A 22,206-nucleotide genomic window follows, 5' to 3' on the forward strand; every position below is an offset into this window, starting at 1 on the left:
CTCGCCATGGCGAGCGAGGAAATCGACACGGTGCCGGCTGATGACCTGATCGGCCATTCGACCAACCTCGTCGGGCTGCCGACGCGAATCCTGGCCGATGTTGCGTTCAATGCGCGGCCGCGACCCATCCACATCTCTGGCGTTCTCGAGATGAACGGCGGCCTGTTCGAAATGCTCGATCTCGCCTCCGATCTCGGCGAGGCGGGCGAGGCCTTCACGAACTACATGATGGCCATGTTCGGCATCGACCTTGAGCAGCGCGAGCCTGGCGACCGGACCGGACGCCGTCGCTTCCGTTCGTCCTATCTGCGCCTCATCAAGGGCTGGGGTTACGACAGCAACAGCCCGGAAGGTGCGGTGCTGAAGGGATGGGTGGAGAGCCGCTTCGGCATCTTCCCGACTTTCCACAAGGCGCGTCTGGTACGGCAGGCGCCCAACGCCTGGGCGACCTATGTCGCCGAGAAAATGTCCAGCCGCTTCCATAACAACTCGATCCTGGCGCAACTCGATCTGCTCTATGAGTTCTGCCAGTGGGCGCTTCGCCGCTTTGCCTTTCCGCAAGAAAGCCACGTCACGCTTTACCGTGGCGTCAATGATTTCGACGAGCACCCGATCAAAGCGAAACTCGACCGACGAAACGTGGTGATGCGCCTCAACAGCATCTCCTCTTTCACAGCCGAGCGGCAGATCGCCGACTGTTTTGGTGACGTTATCCTGATGGCGCGGGTGCCGCGCGAGAAGATCCTGTTTTTCAATACGATCTTGGCTTCTCATCCATTGAAGGGGGAGGGCGAGTTCCTGGTGATCGGCGGCGATTATGAGCTTTGCGTGATGCCATGACAGGGCTGCAGGACCGGGCGCTCGCCTCTTTTCTGGGACTTGCCATCGGCGATGCGCTCGGTGCCGCCGCCGAGTTCATGACCCGGGGCGAAATTGCTGCGGAACATGGCGTGCTGCGCGACATCGTCGGTGGCGGCTGGCTCCGCCTCAAGGCCGGCGCGGTAACCGACGATACGGCCATGGCGCTCGCGCTCGGCAAGTCGCTCGTCCGCAGGAACGGTCTTGATCTCACCGATGTCTGCGAAGAATTTGCCGCCTGGCTCCGGTCGGGGCCGCTCGATGTTGGCAATACCTGTCGGCGCGGCATCCGCCGCTATATCCAGCGCGGCCTTGTCACAGGGCCGATGAATGAGGGAGATGCCGGTAACGGCGCTGCAATGCGCTTTCTGCCGGTTGCCATTGCCAGCCATCACAATGCTGAACGCGCAAGGCGCTGGGCGGTAGAGCAGGCGCATACCACTCACAACCACCCCTTGTCCGATGCCGCCTGCGAGACACTGGCGACCATGGTCGTGGCCTTGCTTGGTGGCAATGGCAAAGGAGCGGCGGCCGAACGTGCCGACGAGCTGGTCTCACGCCACCCGACTTTCCGCTTCGTACCCTATCCTGGCATATCCTCAGCCTATGTCGTCGATACGATACAGACGGCGTTCGACGGCTATTTCTCGACGACTTCTTTCGAGGATTGTCTGATCCGCGTGGTCAACCATGGCGGCGACGCGGACACCACCGGGGCCATTGCCGGGGCTCTCGCCGGCGCCACCTACGGTCTCGACGCGATTCCGAAGCGCTGGCTGAAGTCTCTGGATCGAGATGTGGCGGCGGCAATCCGCGCACTGGTGCCAAGGCTGCTGGCAATCCCGGATCGCTCATAGACTCCAACGTTTGGCTTCATGCCTTCCATGCCGGCTCAGATGTTCCAGCTTTCACCACGGACTGACCAACCATCTCCTACGCGGTACTGCGAAAAAGCCCGACATGCTCCTCCGTGCCGGGCAACCCGCCCCCGCAACCATCTCGCCTTGTCCAGGGAGGTCTGGCCAAAGCCAGTTCGCGGGTTGGACTGATAGAGGTACTGTTTGAAAAACAGTGCCGGCGCAGCAGGCGCAACCCACCATGTCAACCAAGGCATGACGTTCAAGCAAATCTTCCATGCGCTCGACCTTGGCGCTCGGAAGGCTATTTGGGTCAATCTTCTAAGGAAGATGCGCAGCGCTCCAGACGATGGTCTACCTTCCTAGGCGCATTGATGAAACCAAGAGGACAGCGGACCGTCTCGAAAGTGGCGGTATCACGAGCGCCTTCCACCAAGCTTACAGATGCGTCGACCAGGGCACGAAGCGTCGCTCCAGTGCCCGCATCAAGAGTTCCAGCAGGATGGCGACGATGCCGATCACGGCAATGCCGAGGATTACCACGTCGGTACCGAGGAAGGTAGCGGCCGATTGGATCATGAAGCCCAGGCCACGGCTCGCAGCCACCAGCTCGGCGGCGACAAGCGTCGACCAGCCGGCGCCCAGCGCGATGCGAATGCCGGTGACGATCGAGGGCAGGGCACTCGGCAGCACCACGAAGCGAAGAAGTTGCGATCGCGTGGCACCCAGCGAGCGGGCGGCGTTGAGCCGGTCACGCGAGACCGACCTGACGCCGGCTGCTGTGGCGATGATGATTGGCGGCGCCATGGCCAGGCCGATCACCAGCACCTTGGAAGCCTCGCCGATGCCGAACCAGATGATGATCAGCGGCAGATAGGCGAGCGGCGGCAGCGGCCGCAGGAACTCGACGATAGGATCGAAGATGCCGCGCCCGATCCGTGATGACGCGATGATGGCGCCGATCGGTACCGCGACGACGATCGACGCCGCCAGCGCACCAAACACGCGGCCGAGGCTGGCGAGGAGGTGCTGGAGCAGGGTGGAATCGGCAAAGCCGGAGACGCTGACCTGATAGGCGCTCTTCAGCACAGCGAGCGGCGACGGCAGGAACACCTTCGACACCCAGCCGCGACTTGCCGCCAGGGACCAAAGCGTGATGATGGCGAAGACCGTCAGCAGAGGGACGAGGCGAACCCAGTCAAAGCCGGGCGAAATGGGAGCTGGTGCGGTCGGCTCGTCTTGGCCGGCGATATCTTCGATCGTGCTCATGGCTAAACCTCGAAATCCTGCAATTCGATCAGGTCGCGCAGCCTTTCGCGCGCCGCGACGAAGGCCGGGTCGGACTTGATGGCGCGCGATGTGTCGCCCTGCAGAAGCCGGCGGCCGAAGGTGACGGGAATGTCGGCCACGATCCGACGGGGGGAGGGGGCCAGAACCACGACGCGCGTGGCGAGGAACAGCGCTTCCTCAATGCTGTGGGTAATCAGCAGCACGCCGGCACCGCTGTCCTGCCAGAGATGGAGCAGGAACTCCTGCATGCGCTCACGCGTCAGCGCGTCAAGCGCACCGAGCGGCTCGTCCATCAGCAGGAACTCCGGATCGGCGGCGAGCGCCCTGGCAATGCCGACCCGCTGGCGCATACCGCCAGACAGCTCCCAGATTGCCTTGTCGGCGCAAGCCGCCAGATCGACATGGGCCAGGAGTTCGGCAACGCGTCGTTCGCGCTCCGCTTTCGGAATCCCCTTCAGCTTCAGGGCGAAGCCGACATTCTGCCGCGCCGTCAGCCAGGGAAACAGGGCGTCGTCCTGAAACACCACGGCGCGCTCGGCACTCGGTCCCTCGACGGTGCGGCCATCGATGTGAACCCGGCCTTTTGTCGGCTTCAGGAAGCCGGCGGCAAGGCTCAGGAGGCTTGTCTTGCCCGAGCCGGAGCGGCCGACCACGGCAACGAATTCGTCGCTGCCGATCGAGAGGCCGATGTCAGCCAGCACCGGTGGCTGCAACGGACCGTAGGCGAAGGTGACCTTGTCGATATGAAGCTTGTACACGGAGCGTCTCGTCTCCCTTGCGTTTCCACCGGACCGGATCGAACGAAACCCGCCCGCCTCAAGGGGCGGACGGGCGGCTTTCAAGGCCTGGCAGCCTGCGGCGGCCGGTCACTTGGACGCGACGACGTCCTTCACCCAGCGGTCGGAGACATATGGCGAATAGTCGGCGAGCACGTCGGGGATCTTGCCCTGTTCCTTGAGGAAGGCGGCCGTGGCGGCAACGGCCTTCGTGGTGCCGCCGCCCAGCAGCGCTTCGCTCGGCTGTTCTTCAAGGGTCGGGAAGTAATAGCCGGTCAGCAGTTCGGGAACCTCGTCCTGCTTGGCGCCGGTCAGGCGGGCGATCTTCTCGGCCTCGGGCGACTTGGCATCCCACGTCTTCGGGTCGGCACGGTAGGAGGCGTAGGCCTCGCCGGTCACCTTGACGAAGGCCTTCACCACGTCGGGGTGCTGTTCCGCATATTCCTTGCGGACGATCCAGGCGTCGAAGGTCGGGCCGCCCCACTTGGCGACGTCGCTGGAGGTCGCGACCACCTTGCCGGTCTTCTTGATCTCGGCCAGCACCGGATCCCAGACATAGGCGCCGTCGATATCGCCGCGTTCCCAGGCGGCGGCGATTTCCGGCGGGCGCAGGTTGAGGATCTGGAGCTGCTTGGGATCGATGTTCCAATGCTTCAGCGCGGTCAGAAGGCTGTAGTGCGCCGTGGAAACGAAGGGCGTGGCAATCTTCTTGCCGACGAGATCCTCGGGCTTGTCGACGCCCTTGGCGGCCAGCGCTTCCGAGGGGCCGATCAGGCCGACGACGAAGATGGTCTCGATCGGCACTTCGCGGCTGGCCGCCGCAGTGAGCGGCGACGAGCCGACATAACCGATGTCGAGCGAGCCGGAAGCGATGGCGGCGATCACGTCGGCGCCGCCGTCGAACTTCTGCCAGTTGATCTTGGCACCGGTCGCCTTCTCATAGGCGCCATCGGCCTGCGGCACGCGCGACGGCTCGACGATCTGCTGCCAGCCTATGTTGAGCGTCGTCTCGGCTACGGCCGAGCCGGCGGAAAGGCCGGTCGCCACCATGGCGACGAATGCGGCCGTCTTGCCGATCTGGGTCATGAACTGGGCAACTGGCGTCATCAATATCTCCCTCGGTCAGCAAAGAACTCCCGACCGGGGGAACGGGTGTTCCACATGGGATCGGATCGGGCCTGCCGAAAATATTGCTAAGCTACAGGTGGTTAGCTCTGCCTAGAAGAAACGCCATGCTACGGTTTGACGAACTATAAAATACTATTCCAATAGTCTTTACGGCGCGCCAAGTTCCTTGCTGTTGCAAAATTCCCGTTCATGCCTCGATCGTGTCGGCAGGGTCGATGCCGGCGATGACCACCGGCTTCTTCATCGCGTCGCGACGGAAGGGCTCCCCGAGTTCCTGGTTGATCAGAACTTCGATCAGCGTCGTCTTGCCATTGTCCTGCTGATCGACGATGGCCTGCCGCAGAAGGTCGCTCAACTCGTCGGCCGTCCGCGCCACGACACCCTTCAGGCCGCAGGCGCGGGCAATGGCCGCATAGGAGACGTTGGTGTCGAGTTCGGTGCCGACGAAGTTGTCGTCGTACCAAAGCGTGGAATTCCGCTTCTCGGCGCCCCACTGATAATTGCGGAAAACGATCTGAGTGATGGCCGGCCATTCGGATCGGCCGATGGCCGTCAGCTCGTTGACCGCGATGCCGAAGGCGCCGTCGCCGGAGAAGCCGACCACCGGCAGGTCCGGGCGGCCGATCTTGGCACCGACGATGGATGGCAGGCCGTAACCGCAGGGGCCGAACAGGCCCGGCGCCAGGTATTTCCGTCCGTCGTCGAAGGACGGGTAGGCATTGCCGATGGCGCAGTTGTTGCCGATGTCGGACGAGATGATCGCCTCGCGCGGCAGGGCGGCTTGAATCGCCCGCCACGCCTTGCGGGGGCTGAGCCAGTCGGGCTTGGCGGCGCGCGCCCGCGCATTCCAGTTGGTACCGGGATCGTCGTCCTCGTGATCGAGCGAGGTGAGCTCCTGCGCCCAGGCCGATCGGGTGGCGGCGACAAGGCCGCGCCGCTCCTGTCGTCCGGCCGGTGTCAGGCGTGAGGTCACCTTGTCGGTGAGCGCGCGCGCCACCTTGCCAGCGTCGCCAACGATGCCGACGGCGATCCTCTTGGTGAGGCCGATGCGGTTGGGGTTGATGTCCACCTGAATGACGCCGGCGTCCTTCGGCCAGTAGTCGACGCCATAGCCCGGCAGCGTCGAGAAGGGATTGAGGCGGGTGCCGAGCGCCAGGATGACGTCGGCCTTGGCGATGATCTGCATCGCCGCCTTGGAACCGTTGTAGCCGAGCGGCCCCACGGCGAGCGGATGGTTGCCGGGGAAGGCGTCGTTGTGCTGGTAGCCGCAGGCGACCGGCGCATCGAGCTTTTCGGCAAGGGCGACGCTGTCAGCGATCGCACCGGCCAGCACCACGCCGGCGCCATTGAGGATCACCGGGAAGCGGGCGTTCGACAAGAGATCCGCGGCCTTGGCGAGCGCTTCTTCGCCGCCCGAGGGACGCTCGAATTCGACGATCGGCGGCAGCTCGATGTCGATCACCTGGGTGAAGATGTCACGGGGAATGTTGATCTGAGCAGGTCCCGAGGCGCGCTTGGCCTGTAGGATCACCCGGTTGAGCACTTCGGCGACGCGCGAGGGGTCGCGCACCTCCTCCTGATAGGCAACGATGTCCTGGAACAGCGCCATCTGCGGCACTTCCTGGAAGCCGCCCTGGCCGAGGGTCTTGTTGGCCGATTGCGGCGTAATCACCAGCAGCGGCGTATGGTTCCAGTAGGCGGTCTTCACGGCCGTCACGAGGTTGGTGACGCCAGGGCCATTCTGGGCGATGACGAGAGACACCTTGCCGGTGGCACGGCTGTAGCCGTCTGCCATCATGGCGCCCGAGCCCTCGTGCGCCACGTCCCAGAAGGTGATGCCGGCTTTGGGGAACAGGTCGGAGATCGGCATGAAGGCCGAGCCGATGATGCCGAAGGCATGGCGGATGCCGTGGCGCTGCAGGACTTTGACGAAGGCTTCCTCGGTGGTCATCCGCATTTCGGATCTCTCCTGCGATCAGCCGAAGACGCGCTCGATGGCGCGGCCGATCGTATCGGTGATGGTGTCGATGTCGTCAGGCGTGGCGATCAGCGCCGGCGCGAGACAGAGCGTGTTGTTGAAGCCGGTGATCGAGCGGTTGGTGGAACCAATGATCACCCCTTGGGTGCCGCACTCGGCGACGACGGCCTGGACCTGCTTCTCGGCGGCCGGTTCGCGGCTCTGCCGGTCGGCGACCAGCTCGACGCCGGCGAACAATCCCTTGCCGCGCACGTCGCCGATGGCGGGATGCTTGTCCTGAAGTGCTCCGAGGTTGGCGATCAGCCGCCCGCCCTGAAGCGCCGAGTTCTCAACGAGCGCCTCCTCCTCGATGATGCGAAGGTTTTCGAGCGCCGCCGCCGGACCGGACGCGCAGCCGCCGAAGGTCGAGATGTCGCGAAAATGGCTGAGCGGATCGTCCGGTGCGTCCTTGAACAGATCGAACACTGCCTCCGTGGTGACGGTGCAGGAGATGGCGGCATAGCCCGAGGCAACGCCCTTGGCCATGGTGACGAAATCCGGCCTGACGCCGTAATGCTGATAGCCGAACCAGGCGCCGGTGCGTCCGAGGCCGCACACCACTTCATCGATGTGGATCAGGATATCGTGGCGGCGGCAGATGTCCTCGACGCGCTGCCAGTAGCCGTCGGGCGGTACGATGACGCCGCCGCCGGCCGTGATCGGCTCGAGGCAGATGGCGCCGATGGTATCGGGCCCCTCGCGAAGAATGACCTCTTCTATGGCATCGGCGGCGGCTTCGCCATAGCGGGCGCCGCGCTGTTCGCTGCGGTATTCGAGGGCGTGCGGCACGGCGACGAAGCCGGAGAGCAGCGGGCCGTATTGAGCGGTGCGCTCGTTCTGGCCGCTGGCAGACAGGGCGCCGAAGGTGGTGCCGTGATAGTCGCGCTCGCGGTAGAGGATCTTCGACTTGCGGCCGCCATGGTGCCTGTGGGCGACCTGCCGCACCATCTTGAACACCTTCTCGTTGGCTTCCGAGCCGGAGTTCGAGAAATAGACGCGGGACAGGCCGGGCATCCTGGAGATGAGTTTCTCCGCGAACAGGGCTCCCGGAATGGAGCCGGCGGTATTGGCGAAATAGTTGAGGCGGACGAGCTGGTCGCGCACGGCGTCGGCGATCGAGGTGCGGCCGTAGCCGACGTTGACGGTCCAGACTCCGCCGGAAACGGCATCAAGATATTCCTGGCCGGCAATATCCCACACCCGCATGCCCTTGCCCTCGACGATGATGCGGGGCGCCGCCGTCTCGAAGGCCTTGTGTTGAATGAGGTGGTGCCAGACATGGGCGCGATCAGCATCGATGATCGCCTGCGGATCGTTCGACGCGAGCGCTGAGTTGAGCTGCATGGATGTCCATCTTTCCCTTGGCTAGCCGGACAAAGTGCCGAAGCCACCTGTTCCCCCCGTGCCGTTTGCCCCTATTTGGCGGCAAGCGGTGACGGCGCGTGATCATGGTGGTTCGCCATGGGCGGCGACAGGTTTTGCTTTCCAAAATTGCCGGCGAAGACGATGCGCTTTTTCTCCGGGCTTCGGCGGGCACGGGCAGAGTGAATCCGGCGGCTTTCCTGTGTCGATGGCTATGTAAAATAACTTAAGTAATTGATATTAAATAATTATCATGAAAATGCGTTCTCGCCTTCGCGCGGTTTCAGGGCAAAAACTGCTCTCGTTTTGCGCTATTTAAAATACTAAATCTATCATCTATTCTTCACCCGTGATCTCCTGAATGTCAGAGGTCGCGAGAGAGCATTGAGCACATCCCTTCGCGACCGCTTCCATTCCAAGCGGCCCGCCGACAGGGGATAGCGCCACATGCCGATCAATCTACGTACTCCGCAGGCCGAGACGCGCGATCAGCGCCTCGGCACCATCACCCAGTGGGATGGTCGCGCCTCCCAGCTCGCGAAGGACTCGGCCTTCACCTTCGGCTGCGGTCGCGACTGCGGTCCCGGCGGCAAGCGGCTCTGCGAGTTGAACAGCCCCTATTCGCAGGCCTCGATGTGCGCCGAGCAGATCGCGGTCACCAACGCCACCATTATCAAGGACACGGTGGTCATCCAGCATTCGCCGATCGGCTGCGCCTCAAGCCAGTCGTTCACCTCGCGCTATTCCCGCGACCTTGCCGCCCGGCGCGGCTGGAAGCCCGAGGATCCCAAGTCGATCTGCACCAACCTCGGCGAGCAGGACATGGTGTTTGGCGGCGTCGACCGCCTCGCCGAAACCATCCGCGACGCCTATCAGCGGCATAAGCCGCGCGTCATCTTCGTCGCCACCTCCTGCGCCACCGGCATTATCGGCGACGACGTCGACGGTACGGTCCGCCAGCTCGAAGACGAGCTGGGCATTCCCGTGGTCGCCCTGCACTGCGAGGGCTTCAAGTCGCGGCACTGGTCGTCGGGCTGGGACGTCATCGAACACGGCATCCTGCGCCGCCTGGTGCCGGACTGGACGCACGAGAAGAACCCCGATCTTCTCAACGTCATCCACCTCGGCGGGCCGGATGTGTTCACGCCGCTGGTCGGGCCCCTGGGCCTCAAGGTCAACCTGATCATGGGCGGCAATTCGCTCGAACGCCTCGCCGATCTCTCCACGGCGGCGGCAACGGTGACCATGTGCTTCGTGCTCAGCTATCTCGCGACGGGGCTTGAGCAGGAGTACGGCGTGCCGGAAATCCGCGCGCCGCTGCCCTACGGGCAGGACGCCACCGACAACTGGCTGCGCGACATCGCCCGCGTCACCGGACGGACGCATCTGGTCGAAGCGGTGATTGCCTCCGAGCGCGCCCGCATCGCGCCGGAGCTGGAACGGTTGCGCGGTCTGCTGAAGGGCAAGAAGGGCTTCGTCGCCGCCGGCGCCGCCTTTGCCCATGGCCTGATCGCCGACCTGCGCGAGCTCGGCGTCACCGTCGACGACGCCTATTCCTTCCACCACGATCCCTCGACCGACAGCCGCGATCCGGAGCAGGACTCACTCGGCCATCTCATTCAGGCCACCGGCGACATCGAGAACTTTACCGTCAGCCCCGACCAGCATTTCCAGACGCACGCGGCGCTGAAGCGCTCCAATCCGGACTTCGTCATCTGCCGCCATTCCGGCACCACGGCGACGCTGGCCGGCCGGCTGGGCATTCCGGTGCTGCCGATCTTCTATTCCAACGACGGCCTCGGCTACGAGGGCCTCCTCACCATCGGCCGCGCCATCCTGCGCGTGTTGCCGCGCCGACGCTTCTACGAGGACGTCGCCGCGCACTCGTCCTTCCCCTACCAGAAATGGTGGCTGGAAGAGACCAACCCCTACGCCCTCGACACCGCCGAAGCCGCCGAGTGAGCCGGAGAGATCGATGAACGTCGTCAGCCCCATCACCACCGACACCTCCGGCTCCTTCGCGGCTCCGCCGGGGCCGATCGAGCAGGTGCGCTATGCTTGCGCCCTCGGCGCGCTCACCTCGGTGATCGCCATCGAAGAGGCGATACCCATCACCCATTGCGGTCCCGGCTGCGCTTCCAAGCAGTTTCAGGCATTATCCGGCATCTCCGGCTATCAGGGCGGGGAGTTCCACGTCCCCTCCAGCAATATCGGCAACAAGGAGGTGATCTTCGGCGGCGCCGACCGGCTCGACGAGCTGATCTCCTCGACGCTGAAGGTGATGGAGGCCAAGCTCTACGTCGTGCAGTCCGGATGCATTCCCGGCCTCGTCGGCGACGACGTCGAGAACCTGGTGAAGGGCTACCGGCGGCGCGGCGTGCCCATCGTGTTCGCCGAAACCCTTGGCTATCGCGGCACCAACTTCACCGGCCACGAGACGGTGGTGAAAGCCATCATCGAACAATATGTGGCAAAGCAACCGGAAAAGCCAAAGCAGGCCGGCCTCGTCAACGTCTGGGCGCTGCTGCCCTACCAGAACCCGTTCTGGCGCGGCGATCTTACCGAACTCAGGCGCATCCTCGAGGGCATCGGCCTTGAGGTGAACATCCTGTTCGGCCCGGCCTCGGCCGGCCTTTCGGAGTGGCGCGCCATCCCCGCCGCCGCGTTCAACCTCGTGCTCGGCCCCTGGCTCGGCCTTTCAATCGCCCGCGATCTCGAGGCCGCCTACGGCCAGAGCACGCTGCACATCCCGGCCCTGCCGGTGGGCGCGCGCCAGACGGCGGCCTTTCTGCGCAAGGTCGGCGATTATGCGGGCATCGACCGGAAGAAGGTGGACGCCTTCATCGCCCGCGAAGAGAGGACCTACTATCATTACCTGCGCGACTTCGCGACTTTCTACGCCGGCTGTACCAGTCAGTATCGGCTGCCGTCCGAAGTGAACGTCGTCGCCGACAGCGCCTATGGGTTGGCCATCACCAAGTTTCTGGTTGGCGATCTCGGCCTCAATCCCGGCGTCATCGTCATCACCGAGAATCCGCCGGAGACCGAGCGCGAGGCGATCCGTGCCGCCTTCCGCAACCTAGCGCCCGGCATCGACGCCGATCCGCTGTTCGAGTCCGACGGGCACAAGGCGCATGTGGCAATTCGCGCCCACGCCAGGATCGGCGAACTGCCAATCGTCTTCGGTTCGACCTGGGAGGCGGGGCTTGCCGGCGAGATCGACGCGCCGCTCGTCGAGATCAGCTATCCGGTGACCGACGAAGTGGTCCTGTCGCGCTCCTACATCGGCTATCGTGGCGCGTTGCAGCTCATCGAGCGCACCTATACGACGGTCGTCCGCCAGTCGACCGAGGAGAATCCGGAGGTCGCCGCACCATGACGGCCCCCTCCGATCCAAGCCTTTCCCCCGGCGCGGTGCGCGTGGCCATCGGCACCTCGACCGGTGCCAGGGTGAGCGAGCATTTCGGCCACGCCACCCGCTTCGAGATCTGGGAAGTCAGTCCCGCCGGCTCCCGCTATCTCGAATCGCGCAGCAACCGCCCCGCCTGCGGCTCCGGCTGCGGTGATCGGGCCGAGGAGGTGATGGATGCCTCGGTGACGCTGATCGCCGACTGCAAGGCCGTGGTGGTGTCGCGGCTCGGCGAGTGCGCCATCAACAGGCTGACCAGACTGGGTATTCTCGCCTTCGAGACCGACGACACGGTGGACGACACCGTTCGTCAGCTCGCCGCTTTCGACGGCCTGTTCAGCGCGGAGGCCATGGCATGAGCGTATCCGGCATGGCCTCCCCGGCCTGCACGGCGCACGGCATGCGGCAGGCCGCCATGCAGCCGGCGTTCCCCGATCTCGAAGGCAAGCATCCTTGCTTTTCGACCACGGCGGAGGGCCATGCCAGGGCGGCGCGCCTGCATCTTCCCGTCTCGCCGCTCTGCAACATCGCCTGCGCCTTCTGTCGTCGCGACTTCAACCGCATCGAGCAGCGGCCCGGCGTCGCGGCCCGATTGCTCAAGCCCAAGGAAGCCGTGGCGGTTGTCGAGCGGGCGCTGCGGCTGATCCCCAATCTCGCCGTCGTCGGCATTGCCGGTCCCGGCGATCCGCTCGCCTCCGACCATGCGATCGAGGCCTTCGCCGCAATCCACGCCCGCTGGCCCGATCTGACGCTCTGCGTCTCCACCAACGGTCTGCAACTTCCGGCGCGCGTCGATGACCTTCATGCGGCCGGTGTGACCACGCTGACCGTAACGGTCAATGCGGTCGATCCTGAGATCCAGGCGATGATCACGCCGAAGCTCGCCTGGGAGCGCAAGCGGCTCGATGGCGTCGTGGCGGCCCGACGTCTGATCGACAACCAGCTCAAGGGCATCGCCCGCGCCGCCGAACTGGGCTTCACCATCAAGATCAACACGGTGCTGATCCCCACCATCAACGATCACCACATCGGCGCGGTGGCGGAAATGGTGGCGGTGGCCGGCGCCCGGATGATCAACGTCATCCCGCTCATTCCCGAGCATCAGCTCGCCCATTTGAAGGAACCGACCTTCATCGAGCGGCACAAGGCGCGCGCCGCTGCCGCCCGCCACCTCAAGGTGTTCACCCACTGCCAGCGCTGCCGGGCGGATGCCGCCGGCGTGCCCGGCCTCACCGATTACGCGCGCGACCTCTACGGCGACGATCTAGTCGCTGAGCCGACGTTCTCACACGGCTGACCGCCCGCTTTTCATCCCTCAAGGAGTATTTCATGTCCCGCAAACCCAAGCAGATCGCCATTTACGGCAAGGGCGGCATCGGCAAGTCGACCACCACCTCCAACATTTCCGCCGCCCTCGCCGAGGCGGGCTACAAGGTGATGCAGTTCGGCTGCGATCCCAAGGCCGACTCCACGACGACGCTGCGCGGCGGCGAGTACATTCCCTCGGTGCTCGACCTTCTGGCCGAGAAGCGCCGGGTCGATGCCCGCGATGCCGTGTTCAAGGGCTTTGCCGGCATCTATTGTGTGGAAGCCGGCGGCCCGGCGCCGGGCGTCGGCTGTGCCGGTCGCGGCATCATCACCGCCGTCGAGCTCCTGAAGCAGCAGCGGGTGTTCGAGGATCTCGATCTCGACTTCGTCATCTTCGATGTGCTGGGCGACGTCGTGTGTGGCGGCTTTGCCGTGCCGGTGCGCGAGGGCATCGCCGAACATGTGTTCACCGTCTCCTCGGCGGACTTCATGGCCATCTACGCCGCCAACAACCTGTTCCGCGGCATCGAGAAATTCTCATCGAGCGGCGGCGCGCTGTTGGGCGGCATCATCGCCAATTCGATCAACACCGACTTCCAGCGCGAGATCATCGAGGACTTCTCCGCCAAGACCTCGACACCGATCGTCCAGTTCGTGCCGCGCTCGCTGACCGTCACCCAGGCCGAACTCTCGGGCAAGACGACCATCGAAGCGGCGCCGCACTCCGAGCAGGCCGACGTCTACCGTGCGCTCGCCCGCCACATCGCCGGCCACGAACAATCGAAGGTGCCGACGCCGCTCAGCCAGTCCGAACTGCGCGATTGGTCGGCGCGCTGGGCCGAGCACATTGTCCAGATGGAACGGGTTGAACGGGCACGCGCCGTGGCCTGATCGGGCGCTATGGCGCAAAAGTGCGGGGCCGGAGGGATGACCTCCGGCCCCGCTGCATTTGATGCCGGCCCGCTCAGACGTCGAGGGCGACTTTCAGATCCTCGATCAGGTCGTTGCCGTTCTCGATGCCGGCCGAGAGCCGCACCAGACCATCGGAAATGCCGAGGGCGGCGCGCTGTTCGGCCGGGATCGAGGCGTGGGTCATGATGGCCGGATGCTCGATCAGGCTCTCGACGCCGCCGAGGCTTTCGGCCAGCGTGAACAGCCGCGTGTTCTCAAGGAAGCGCTTGGTGCCCTGAAGATCACGGTCGAGCTCGACGCTGATGATGCCGCCGAAGACCGACATCTGCGATTTGGCGAGCGCGTGCTGCGGATGGCTTTCGAGGCCGGGATAGATCACCCGCCGCACGTCCTTGCGCCCTTCGAGATAGCGAGCGATCGCCAGCGCATTGGAAGAATGCCGCTCGATCCTGAGCGCCAGCGTCTTGAGGCCGCGCAACGCCAGGAAGCTGTCGAACGGGCCGGAGACGGCGCCGACGGCATTCTGCAGGAAGGTCAGCCGTTCGCGCAACTCGGCGTTGTCGCCCACCACCACGGCGCCGCCGATCATGTCGGAGTGGCCGTTGAGATACTTGGTCGTCGAGTGGACGACGAGGTCGATGCCAAGCTCCAGCGGTCGCTGGATGGCGGGGCTGGCAAAGGTGTTGTCGGCCACGGTGACGATGCCGTGCTTGCGCCCGATGACGGCGATCGTCTGGAGATCGACGATCTTCAGCATCGGGTTGGTGGGCGTTTCCACCCAGATCAGCTTCGTCTCAGGCCGGATGGCCGCCTCGATGGCCGTCGGGTCGCGGAAATCGGCAAAGGAAACGTCGAGGCCGGCCGAGCGGCGGCGTACCTTGTCGATCAGCCGGAAGGTGCCGCCATAGAGATCGTCGGAGGCGACGATGTGGGTGCCGTGGTCCAGCGTTTCCAGGATGTTGGCGATGGCGGCAAGGCCCGAGGCGAAGGCAAAGCCGGCGGTGCCGCTTTCGAGGTCGGCAATGGCCCGCTCGAAGGCCTGCCTGGTCGGGTTGTGGGTGCGGCCATATTCCCAGCCCTTGTGAACGCCGGGGCTCGACTGGGCGAAGGTGGAGGTGGCGTAGATCGGCACCATGACGGCGCCGGTGGTCGGATCATGGCTCTGGCCGCCGTGGATGGTGCGGGTCGAGAAGGCGAGCCGATGATTGATGCGCGGGGGCTGATAGGTCACGAATGAAGCCTCAGGTGATTGATGAGATCGACGCGGGTGACCACGCCGAGGAAGTCGCTGCCGTCGAGCACCAGGGCGACTTCGCCGCGCTCGAACAGGGGGAGGGCGGCGCTGACGGGATCGATGGATTGCAGCGTGTGCAGGTCGGTGATCATGTGCTCGCCGACCGTTTCGCCGAAACGGGCTTGGCCGGCCGCGGTCCCGCGCCCCAGCGCGACATAGAGATCGCCCTCGTCGATGATGCCGACGAGACGGCCGCCGGCGACGACCGGCAGTTGCGACACGTCGGCCTGACGCATCCGCTTGTAGGCGGTGGCGAGCGTATCGTCGGGAGCGACGGTGACGGTGGAGCCGTCCTGCTGGCGACGGATGACCAGATCCGAGAGGTTGCCGCGAACCGGACGGTCGGCGAGGCCCTGCTCGGCCAGCCAGCCGTCGTCGTAGACCTTGGAGAGATACTTGGCGCCGGTGTCGCAGACCAGCGTGACGACGCGCTTCGGCATCGTCTGAGCCCGGCAGTACTTGAGTGCGGCAGCGAGCAGCGTGCCCGACGACGAGCCGGCCAGGATGCCTTCCTTGGCGAGGAGTTCGCGGGCGGCGGCAAAGCTTTCGGCATCGGTGACGGTGTAGGCCGACGACACCAGCGACAGGTCGCAGTTGTCCGGCACGAAGTCCTCGCCAATACCCTCGACAGCCCAGGACCCGGCCTCGATCAGCTTGCCTGTGTTGACGAGCGGCGCCAGCACCGACCCCTCGGGATCGGCGAGCACCATCCCAGTCTTCGGCGATACGCGCTTGAAGTAGCGTCCGATGCCCGAGAGCGTGCCGCCCGAACCGACGCCGACCACGATGGCGTCGACGTCGCCGTCGAGCTGGCTGTGAATTTCCGGCGCGGTGGTCGTCTCGTGGGCGGCCGGATTGGCGGGGTTGGCGAATTGGTTGACATAGAAGGCGCCAAGCTCGCCGGCGAGACGCTCCGCCATGTCCTGGTAGTAGGCGGGATGGCCCTTGCCGACATCCGAGCGGGTGAGACGCACATCGGTGCCGAGTGCGCGCAGGTGGGCGATCTTCTCGCGCGACATCTTGTCGGGCACCACAAGGATCACCTTGTAGCCCTTGGGCAGGCCGACCTGGGCGAGGCCAAGACCGGTATTGCCGGCCGTTGCCTCGATGATCGTACCGCCCGGCTTGAGCCGGCCGTCCGCCTCGGCGGCCGAGATCATCGACAGGGCGACGCGATCCTTGATCGAGCCGCCCGGATTGGCACTTTCGAGTTTGACGAACAGGCGGCAGAGGCCGGTGTTGAAGCGGGTAAGTTCAACCACCGGCGTGGCGCCGATCAGGTCGAGCGCCGAGCGGGCGGGCTTCCGAAGAGCGGACATGGGATTATCCTTGGAAAATGGCAGGCTACGCGGCCCTGGCGAACCGATTGGAACGACGAATGGCGCGGAGATCGACACGCCGTGTCGGCAGGCAGCGCAAACGAATGGCTGCGCCGGTGTGGGTGCAGTCACGACATCGAGCGTAGAGGGAGATGCCGGTTTTCACAGAACGCCGGAAGTGGTTCCGGTTCGTCTCGCAGAGTTCGCTCACGCGGCTGCGGTCAAGGCTGCCAACGCCCCGCCCCGCCCACGACCGCGCCGCTGCGCTGATCGTCGACAGGGCGCTCGGCATTCGGCCTTCGGACATTCTGAATGCTCCGGATCGATCAATGACGCCGGCTTGGCCAGCTTTCGTGAAGAATGCTAGCCAATATTCTTCCCCGCCATCAGGCTTTTGTTTTCCTTTTGTGGGAAGAAGACGGAACGATATGCCGCGACAGGCCGGTTTTATTGCACGGAGTTTGCCTGCTCCCTCACGGTGTTCTGAGATGTCGCTCCAGCCACAGGCTGTAGCGCGCGGCGACAAAGCAGAAGGCGAAGTAGATGGCCGCCGCGAACACATAGGCTTCAGCGTAGAAGCCGATCCAGTTGGGATCGGTGGCGGCGGCGCGTGCCGCGTTGAGCAGGTCGAACATGCCGATGATCGCCACCAGCGTCGTGTCCTGGAAGATGCCGACCGCCAAGTTGACGATGGGGGCGATCACCTGCTTCAGGGCTTGTGGCAACACCACGAGGCGCAACGTCTGCCACTGCGTGAGGCCGAGCGATGCCGCCGCCTCCGCCTGGCCGCTTGGCACGGCCTGCAGGCCGGCGCGAATGATTTCCGCCAGGTAGGCCGAAACGAAGATGGACAGCGCCACGGCGGCGCGCGCGAACTTGTCGATGGCAGCTCCAGCCGGCAGCATCAGCGGGAACAAGAGCGTTGCCGCGTAGAGGATGGCGATGAACGGTACGCCGCGCACCGTCTCGATCAACACCACCGCGTAGAGGCGGATGCCGCCGAGCTTCGAGCGGCGGGCGAGCGCCAGTAAAATGGCGAGCGGGAAGGCGAGGACGAAGCTGCCGAGCGACAGCAGCAACGTCACCGGCAGGCCGCCCCACTTCTCGGTCGGGATCGGCGAAAGCGGTCCGCCGCCGCCGAGCATCCAGATGGCGGCGAGAAGGCCCGCGATCCAGCCGCCGGCCAGCCAGCGCCCCCAGAGGCGCGGCGCGGCCGACAGCGCCAGGAGTGCCATGAGAAGCGCGCTGGCCGCATAGGCGCGCGACGCCTGATCCTGCGGATAGAAGCCCAGGACGATGAACTTCAGCTTCTCGCCGACGAAGGCCCAGCAAGCGCCCGACGCCGCCTTGCAGCTTTCGGCCGTGCCGGTGAAGGTGGCGTCGATCAGCAGCCAGCGGATCAGCGGCGGTGCCAGCAAGGCCGCGACGATCAGCACGGCAACCGACAGGATGAGGTTGCCGCCACTGCCGACGGTCGCCTTCAGGAAGGGCGATCTGTCGAGGAGGGATGGCGGGCGCAATGTGCTCATCGCCGCTCGCTCCGCAGGACATGGCTTCGGTTGTAGGCGTTCATGACGGCGGAAGTCGCGAGGCTGAGCGTCAGATAGGCGCCGAGCATCAGTGCAATCACCTCCAGCGCCTGTCCCGAGACGTTGGCCGTGGTGTTGAGGATGCTGACGAGGTCCGGAAAGCCGATGGCGACGGCGAGCGACGAATTCTTGGTGAGGCTCAGATAACTCGACGTCATCACCGGGATGATGATCCTGAGTGCCTGCGGCAGGATGACGAGGCGCATCACCGCAAGCGGGCGGAGACCCAGGGATCGGGCGGCTTCCCATTGACCGTTGGGTATGGCGAGGATGCCGGCACGGACCGTTTCGGCAATCGAGGCGGAGGCATTGACGGCCAGCCCCAGCATCAGCGCGGCGAATTCCGGTGTCATGGAAGCGCCGCCGCGAATGTTGAAGCCCTTGAGCGCTGGGATGTCGGGGGTGAAGGCAATTCCAAAACCGGCTGCGACGGCAAGGGGAACCGAGAGAGCAGCCAGATAGGCCAGAGCAACCACACGACGCGGAGAGGGGCCGGCCAGCCTGCGGCGGCGGCGCAATATCGCCCACGTCGCGATGAGGCTTGCCGATACTACGGCCAGCATGGGCAGGCCGTGGCCTCCGGTATCGATGGCCGGCAGGAACAGGCCGCGATTGCTGAGGAGGATGCCAGGGAGCGGCGACAGCGCCTGCTTGGGCACGGGCAAGAGATGGATCACCGTGTTCCAGGCGAACAGCTGCAGCAGCAGGGGCGTGTTGCGCAACAGCTCGACATAGGCCTGCACGAGGCGGGAAATCAGCGGATTGGGCGACAGGCGGGCAATGCCGAGGCTGACCCCGAGCCCCGTCGCGACGAGGCAGCCCAGCGCCGAGACGGCGATGGTGTTGAGGAGGCCGACCAGCGCGGCGCGGGCATAACTGTCGCCGGCGGCATAGGCGATGAAGCTCTCGCCAATCTCATAGTTGGCGGTGTGCCCCATGAACGCGAAGCCGGGCGTGAGGCCGAGCCGGGCCATGTTGGCGAGGAGATTTCGGCCAAGCCAGATGAAGACGAGCAGCGTTCCGAGGTAAAGGGCGAGCTGGGCCAGCGGCCAGCCGCCCAACCACAGGCGAATGAACGCGGGAACTCCGGGCCGCGTGCGGCCCGGTTCCTCGTCTGCGGCAGAGGCGTTGATGACGCCGTCGACCATGGTTCGCGCCTCTCAGCGGAACGGCGGCGAGTAGATCAGGCCACCCTTGGTCCAGAGCTGGTTGTAACCACGCTCGAAGGCCACAGGCGTCTTCGGGCCGATGTTGCGCTCGAAGATTTCGCCGTAATTGCCCACCGCCTTGATGATGTTGTAGGCGAACTTCGGATCGAGGCCGATGGCTTCGCCGAGCGAGGTATCGACGCCAAGGAAGCGCTTGATCGAGGGATCGTCGCTCTTCAGGAACTCGTCGACGTTGGCTTGCGTGATGCCGAATTCCTCGGCCTGAATGGTGGCGTAGACCGTCCAGTTGACGATCTCCAGCCAGCGATCGTCGCCAGCGCGAACGGCGGGAACCAGCGGTTCCTTGGAGAGGCGTTCTGGCAGTACCACGTAGTCGTCGGGCTTGGCGAGCTGGCTGCGGCGGATGGCGAGGTCGGAGCTGTCCTGTGTCAGGGCATCGACACGGCCGGATTCGAGGGCCGCGACGAACTCCTTGGAGTCCTCGATGACCACCGGGGTGTACTTCTTTCCCGTCTTGCGGAAGAAGTCGGCGATGTTGAGCTCGCCGGTGGTGCCGGACTGCACGCCAATGGTTGCGCCATCGAGGTCGACGGCCTTCTCGACGCCGAGCGACTTTTTCACCAGGATGCCCTGGCCATCATAGAAAAGCACCGGACCGAAGTGGAAGCCGAGCTTGAAGGCGCGTGTGATGGTCTGCGTCACGCCGGACAGAAGGATGTCGAACTCGCCGGCCTGAAGCGCCGGCAGGCGCTGCTGAGGCGACGACGAAGTAAACTCCACCTTGCTGGGATCGTTGAATACGGTCACCGCCAGCGCCCGTCCGAAGTCGACGAAGAAGCCCTGCCACTTGCCGCCGGAATCGGGGGCGAAGAAGCCCGGCGACGTGCCGACGCCGACCTTGATGACACCGCGCTGCTGAATGGCGTCGAGGGTGGGGCCGGCCTTGGCCGCCGTAAGAAACGCACCGCTGATGGCGAGGGCCACGGTCGCCGCGCGCAGGCCCTGGGCGAACCCGAAATGAAATGACATGAGAGCACCTATCGAAGAAGAACGAGCCCGCCAAAACGCTGGGGGTCGAAGAGGGGAGAGAACCTTCCGACCGAGGCGGGCTCTGGCGCCAAATTGAGCAGGTCCGGCCGACGGTGCCAAAATATAAACTATCAAAATTATAGCATAATGGCGAAATTCGTTCCATTCGGGCTGGAAGGCCGTCGAGATTGCCAGTTTTCCGCATGAGAAGCGCTGCGCCGGCTCTCGGTCGATTGACGCCCTTAATGCGGGCCGCTATCCCGGCTTGACGCGTCCGGAGGCGATCGATGCTGACCAAGAAGGGCAAATACGGGCTCAAGGCACTGGTCCACCTTGCCCGATCGGAGCCGGGCAAGGCGGTTCAGGTCGCCGAAATCGCGACGCAGGAGAACATCTCCAAGAAGTTTCTCGACGCCATCATGCGCGATCTCAAGAACGCCGGCTTCGTTCGGTCCTGGAAAGGCCCTGGTGGCGGCTTCGCTTTGAGCCGGCCGGCCGCCGAGATCGTCATTGGTCCGGTCGTTCGCGCGCTCGACGGTCCGCTGGCGCCGATCGCCTGCGCCAGCCGTACCGCCTTCCAGCCTTGCGATGACTGTGGCGACCTCTCGACCTGCTCGGTCCGCATCGTCATGACCGAGGTGAGAGATGCCATGGCCGAAGTGCTCGACCGCACAACGCTCGCGGATATGGTCGCCAAATCCAGCGCAGCGGCCACGATGCTCGCCAGCTGAAGCCTCAGTAAGCCGAGCCGGGGCCGGACGCGGCACGCTCGGCCTCGGTCAGGAGGTCGGCGTGATGCCGCTTGGCGACATCAGGGTGAGAGCGGAGCCGGCTCTTTAGCGCGTTGCGGCCCACCTGCTGGAAGATCGGATTGAGTGCATCGACCGTCACGCCGCGCCGCTTGTCCTTGATCTCTTCGGGCAGCTCGATGACCGGCACCGTCGAGTCGATGCGGGCGCCCAGGAAGAAGGCTACCGAATAGCGCTCACTGCCAGCAGGCGGCGCTACGACATCATGCACATCGGCGCGAACATAGCCCTGCGTTGCCAACTCCAGCACTTCACCGGTGTTGATGATGAAGGTACCCGGTACCGGCGGCGCCTCGATCCACTCGCCGTCTTCGGTACGGACGCGCAGTCCGCCCACCTTGTCCTGCAGGAGCACGGTGACGAAGCCGCCGTCCTTGTGAGCGCCGACGCCCTGTGAACTCTCGGCGACATCCCGGCCCGGATAGCGGATCAGCTTCAGGAGCTGCGTCGGCAGTGGCGTGTAAATATCGGAGAAGACATCTTCGTCCTGACCGAGCGCTACGGAGATTGCCTTGAGAACCTCGAGGCCGATGCGCGTCACTTCCGCCTGGTAGCGCAGGATCAGCGGCTTGAAGTCGGGAAGCGCCTCCGGCCACTGGTTGGGGCCGGTCAGCCGGTTCCAGGGCTTCTCGGGATCTTCCGGCAGCCGTTCCGCTTCGGTGGCGATATCGATCTGTTCGCGCCAGTCCTTTTCGCCGCGTGTCAGCTCCCAGCCCGGCCGGTTGTAGCCACGAAAATGCGGCGAGTTGGCCATTTCGACCTTCAGCTTCTCCTCGATGGGCTGGGCGAAGAAGCGCTGGGATTGGGCGAGAACGTCGTCGATCAGCGACTGCGGCACGCCATGGCCCGTCAGGTAGAAGAAGCCATGGTCGTAGAGAATGCGCCGAAGCTCGTCAATGAAGCGGCCCCGTTCCTCGGCCGGCCCGCGGAATCGGGAAATGTCCACGAAGGGCAGGGTGACGGAGGTCGGCTGATAGGTCATGGATATGCTCCTCGAAGATCGGCGCCGCACCGGCGTCTTGCTTTATTCGAGCACGACCTCCGCATAGACGACAGATTTAGTATTCTTTAGATCGCCCC

The 22,206-nt window shown here is 64.8% G+C and carries 19 protein-coding genes; 8 read left to right on the forward strand and 11 right to left on the reverse strand.

Annotated elements, in window-relative coordinates:
- Positions 1-6: 6 nt before the first annotated feature.
- Together H512_RS0111100 and draG are read left to right on the forward strand one after the other, a co-directional pair.
- Positions 7-840 (forward strand): NAD(+)--dinitrogen-reductase ADP-D-ribosyltransferase, encoded by an 834-nt coding sequence (locus H512_RS0111100; protein ID WP_053239772.1) that lies wholly within the window; start codon positions 7-9, stop codon positions 838-840.
- Positions 837-1,715, forward strand: a complete 879-nt coding sequence (gene draG, locus H512_RS0111105) for an ADP-ribosyl-[dinitrogen reductase] hydrolase (protein WP_026783516.1) — start codon at positions 837-839, stop codon at positions 1,713-1,715. Before H512_RS0111100 ends, draG begins: the two co-directional genes overlap by 4 nt.
- A gap of 438 nt (positions 1,716-2,153) precedes the next feature.
- On the opposite strand, the gene H512_RS0111110 is transcribed toward draG, so the two are convergent.
- The 5 genes from H512_RS0111110 to H512_RS0111130 all read right to left on the reverse strand — a co-directional run bounded on the left by H512_RS0111110 (position 2,154) and on the right by H512_RS0111130 (position 8,270).
- Positions 2,154-2,984 carry an ABC transporter permease subunit gene (locus H512_RS0111110; RefSeq protein WP_026783517.1) on the reverse strand — a complete coding sequence of 277 codons (831 nt, stop codon included), beginning with the start codon at positions 2,982-2,984 and terminating at the stop codon, positions 2,154-2,156.
- Positions 2,985-2,986: 2 nt separating this feature from the next.
- Positions 2,987-3,763, reverse strand: a complete 777-nt coding sequence (locus H512_RS0111115) for a taurine ABC transporter ATP-binding protein (RefSeq protein ID WP_026783518.1) — start codon at positions 3,761-3,763, stop codon at positions 2,987-2,989.
- Positions 3,764-3,871: 108 nt separating this feature from the next.
- On the reverse strand, positions 3,872-4,831 hold the full coding sequence (gene tauA / locus H512_RS0111120) for a taurine ABC transporter substrate-binding protein (protein WP_245585399.1): 960 nt from the start codon (positions 4,829-4,831) through the stop codon (positions 3,872-3,874).
- A gap of 265 nt (positions 4,832-5,096) precedes the next feature.
- Entirely contained in the window at positions 5,097-6,866 is a 1,770-nt protein-coding gene (xsc, locus tag H512_RS0111125) for a sulfoacetaldehyde acetyltransferase (protein ID WP_026783520.1), read from the reverse strand.
- 18 nt (positions 6,867-6,884) lie between these two features.
- Positions 6,885-8,270 (reverse strand): aminotransferase family protein, encoded by a 1,386-nt coding sequence (locus H512_RS0111130; protein WP_026783521.1) that lies wholly within the window; start codon positions 8,268-8,270, stop codon positions 6,885-6,887.
- 465 nt (positions 8,271-8,735) lie between these two features.
- On the opposite strand from H512_RS0111130, the gene H512_RS0111135 reads away from it, so the two are divergent.
- From H512_RS0111135 to nifH, 5 genes are read left to right on the forward strand one after another with little or no spacing between them, the layout of a single operon-like run.
- Complete coding sequence (locus H512_RS0111135) at positions 8,736-10,250, forward strand: nitrogenase component 1 (protein ID WP_026783522.1); 1,515 nt, start codon at positions 8,736-8,738, stop codon at positions 10,248-10,250.
- 13 nt (positions 10,251-10,263) lie between these two features.
- Positions 10,264-11,667 (forward strand): nitrogenase component 1, encoded by a 1,404-nt coding sequence (locus tag H512_RS0111140; protein ID WP_036791276.1) that lies wholly within the window; start codon positions 10,264-10,266, stop codon positions 11,665-11,667.
- A complete protein-coding gene (locus H512_RS23595; RefSeq protein WP_053239773.1) occupies positions 11,664-12,056 on the forward strand; it encodes a NifB/NifX family molybdenum-iron cluster-binding protein in 393 nt (130 codons plus the stop codon). Before H512_RS0111140 ends, H512_RS23595 begins: the two co-directional genes overlap by 4 nt.
- On the forward strand, positions 12,053-12,994 hold the full coding sequence (locus tag H512_RS0111150) for a radical SAM protein (RefSeq protein WP_084798426.1): 942 nt from the start codon (positions 12,053-12,055) through the stop codon (positions 12,992-12,994). The genes H512_RS23595 and H512_RS0111150 overlap by 4 nt, the downstream gene beginning before the upstream one ends.
- 32 nt (positions 12,995-13,026) lie before the next feature.
- The gene (nifH, locus tag H512_RS0111155) at positions 13,027-13,896 is read left to right on the forward strand and encodes a nitrogenase iron protein (RefSeq protein ID WP_026783525.1); all 870 of its coding nucleotides are present in this window, start codon (positions 13,027-13,029) and stop codon (positions 13,894-13,896) included.
- Between the two features lie 73 nt (positions 13,897-13,969).
- Here the strand turns inward: nifH and H512_RS0111160 are convergent, their stop codons facing one another.
- From H512_RS0111160 to H512_RS0111180, 5 genes are all read right to left on the reverse strand, one after another.
- Positions 13,970-15,148 carry a trans-sulfuration enzyme family protein gene (locus tag H512_RS0111160; protein ID WP_026783526.1) on the reverse strand — a complete coding sequence of 393 codons (1,179 nt, stop codon included), beginning with the start codon at positions 15,146-15,148 and terminating at the stop codon, positions 13,970-13,972.
- Complete coding sequence (locus tag H512_RS0111165) at positions 15,145-16,530, reverse strand: pyridoxal-phosphate dependent enzyme (RefSeq protein ID WP_036791279.1); 1,386 nt, start codon at positions 16,528-16,530, stop codon at positions 15,145-15,147. The genes H512_RS0111160 and H512_RS0111165 overlap by 4 nt, the downstream gene beginning before the upstream one ends.
- A gap of 473 nt (positions 16,531-17,003) precedes the next feature.
- Positions 17,004-18,059: an amino acid ABC transporter permease gene (locus H512_RS23600; RefSeq protein ID WP_036791282.1), complete on the reverse strand. Its 1,056-nt coding sequence runs from the start codon at positions 18,057-18,059 to the stop codon at positions 17,004-17,006.
- Positions 18,056-19,267 (reverse strand): amino acid ABC transporter permease, encoded by a 1,212-nt coding sequence (locus H512_RS0111175; RefSeq protein WP_036791286.1) that lies wholly within the window; start codon positions 19,265-19,267, stop codon positions 18,056-18,058. Before H512_RS0111175 ends, H512_RS23600 begins: the two co-directional genes overlap by 4 nt.
- Positions 19,268-19,279: 12 nt before the next feature.
- Positions 19,280-20,317 carry an amino acid ABC transporter substrate-binding protein gene (locus tag H512_RS0111180; RefSeq protein WP_026783529.1) on the reverse strand — a complete coding sequence of 346 codons (1,038 nt, stop codon included), beginning with the start codon at positions 20,315-20,317 and terminating at the stop codon, positions 19,280-19,282.
- Between the two features lie 287 nt (positions 20,318-20,604).
- Between H512_RS0111180 and H512_RS0111185 the strand changes: the two genes are divergently transcribed.
- Positions 20,605-21,048, forward strand: coding sequence for an RrF2 family transcriptional regulator (locus tag H512_RS0111185; RefSeq protein ID WP_026783530.1), 444 nt, complete (start codon positions 20,605-20,607; stop codon positions 21,046-21,048).
- A gap of 4 nt (positions 21,049-21,052) precedes the next feature.
- Here the strand turns inward: H512_RS0111185 and H512_RS0111190 are convergent, their stop codons facing one another.
- Positions 21,053-22,108, reverse strand: coding sequence for an isopenicillin N synthase family dioxygenase (locus tag H512_RS0111190; RefSeq protein WP_026783531.1), 1,056 nt, complete (start codon positions 22,106-22,108; stop codon positions 21,053-21,055).
- Positions 22,109-22,206 lie beyond the last annotated feature (98 nt).

This window comes from Pleomorphomonas koreensis DSM 23070 (assembly GCF_000425185.1).
Taxonomy (GTDB): domain Bacteria; phylum Pseudomonadota; class Alphaproteobacteria; order Rhizobiales; family Pleomorphomonadaceae; genus Pleomorphomonas; species Pleomorphomonas koreensis.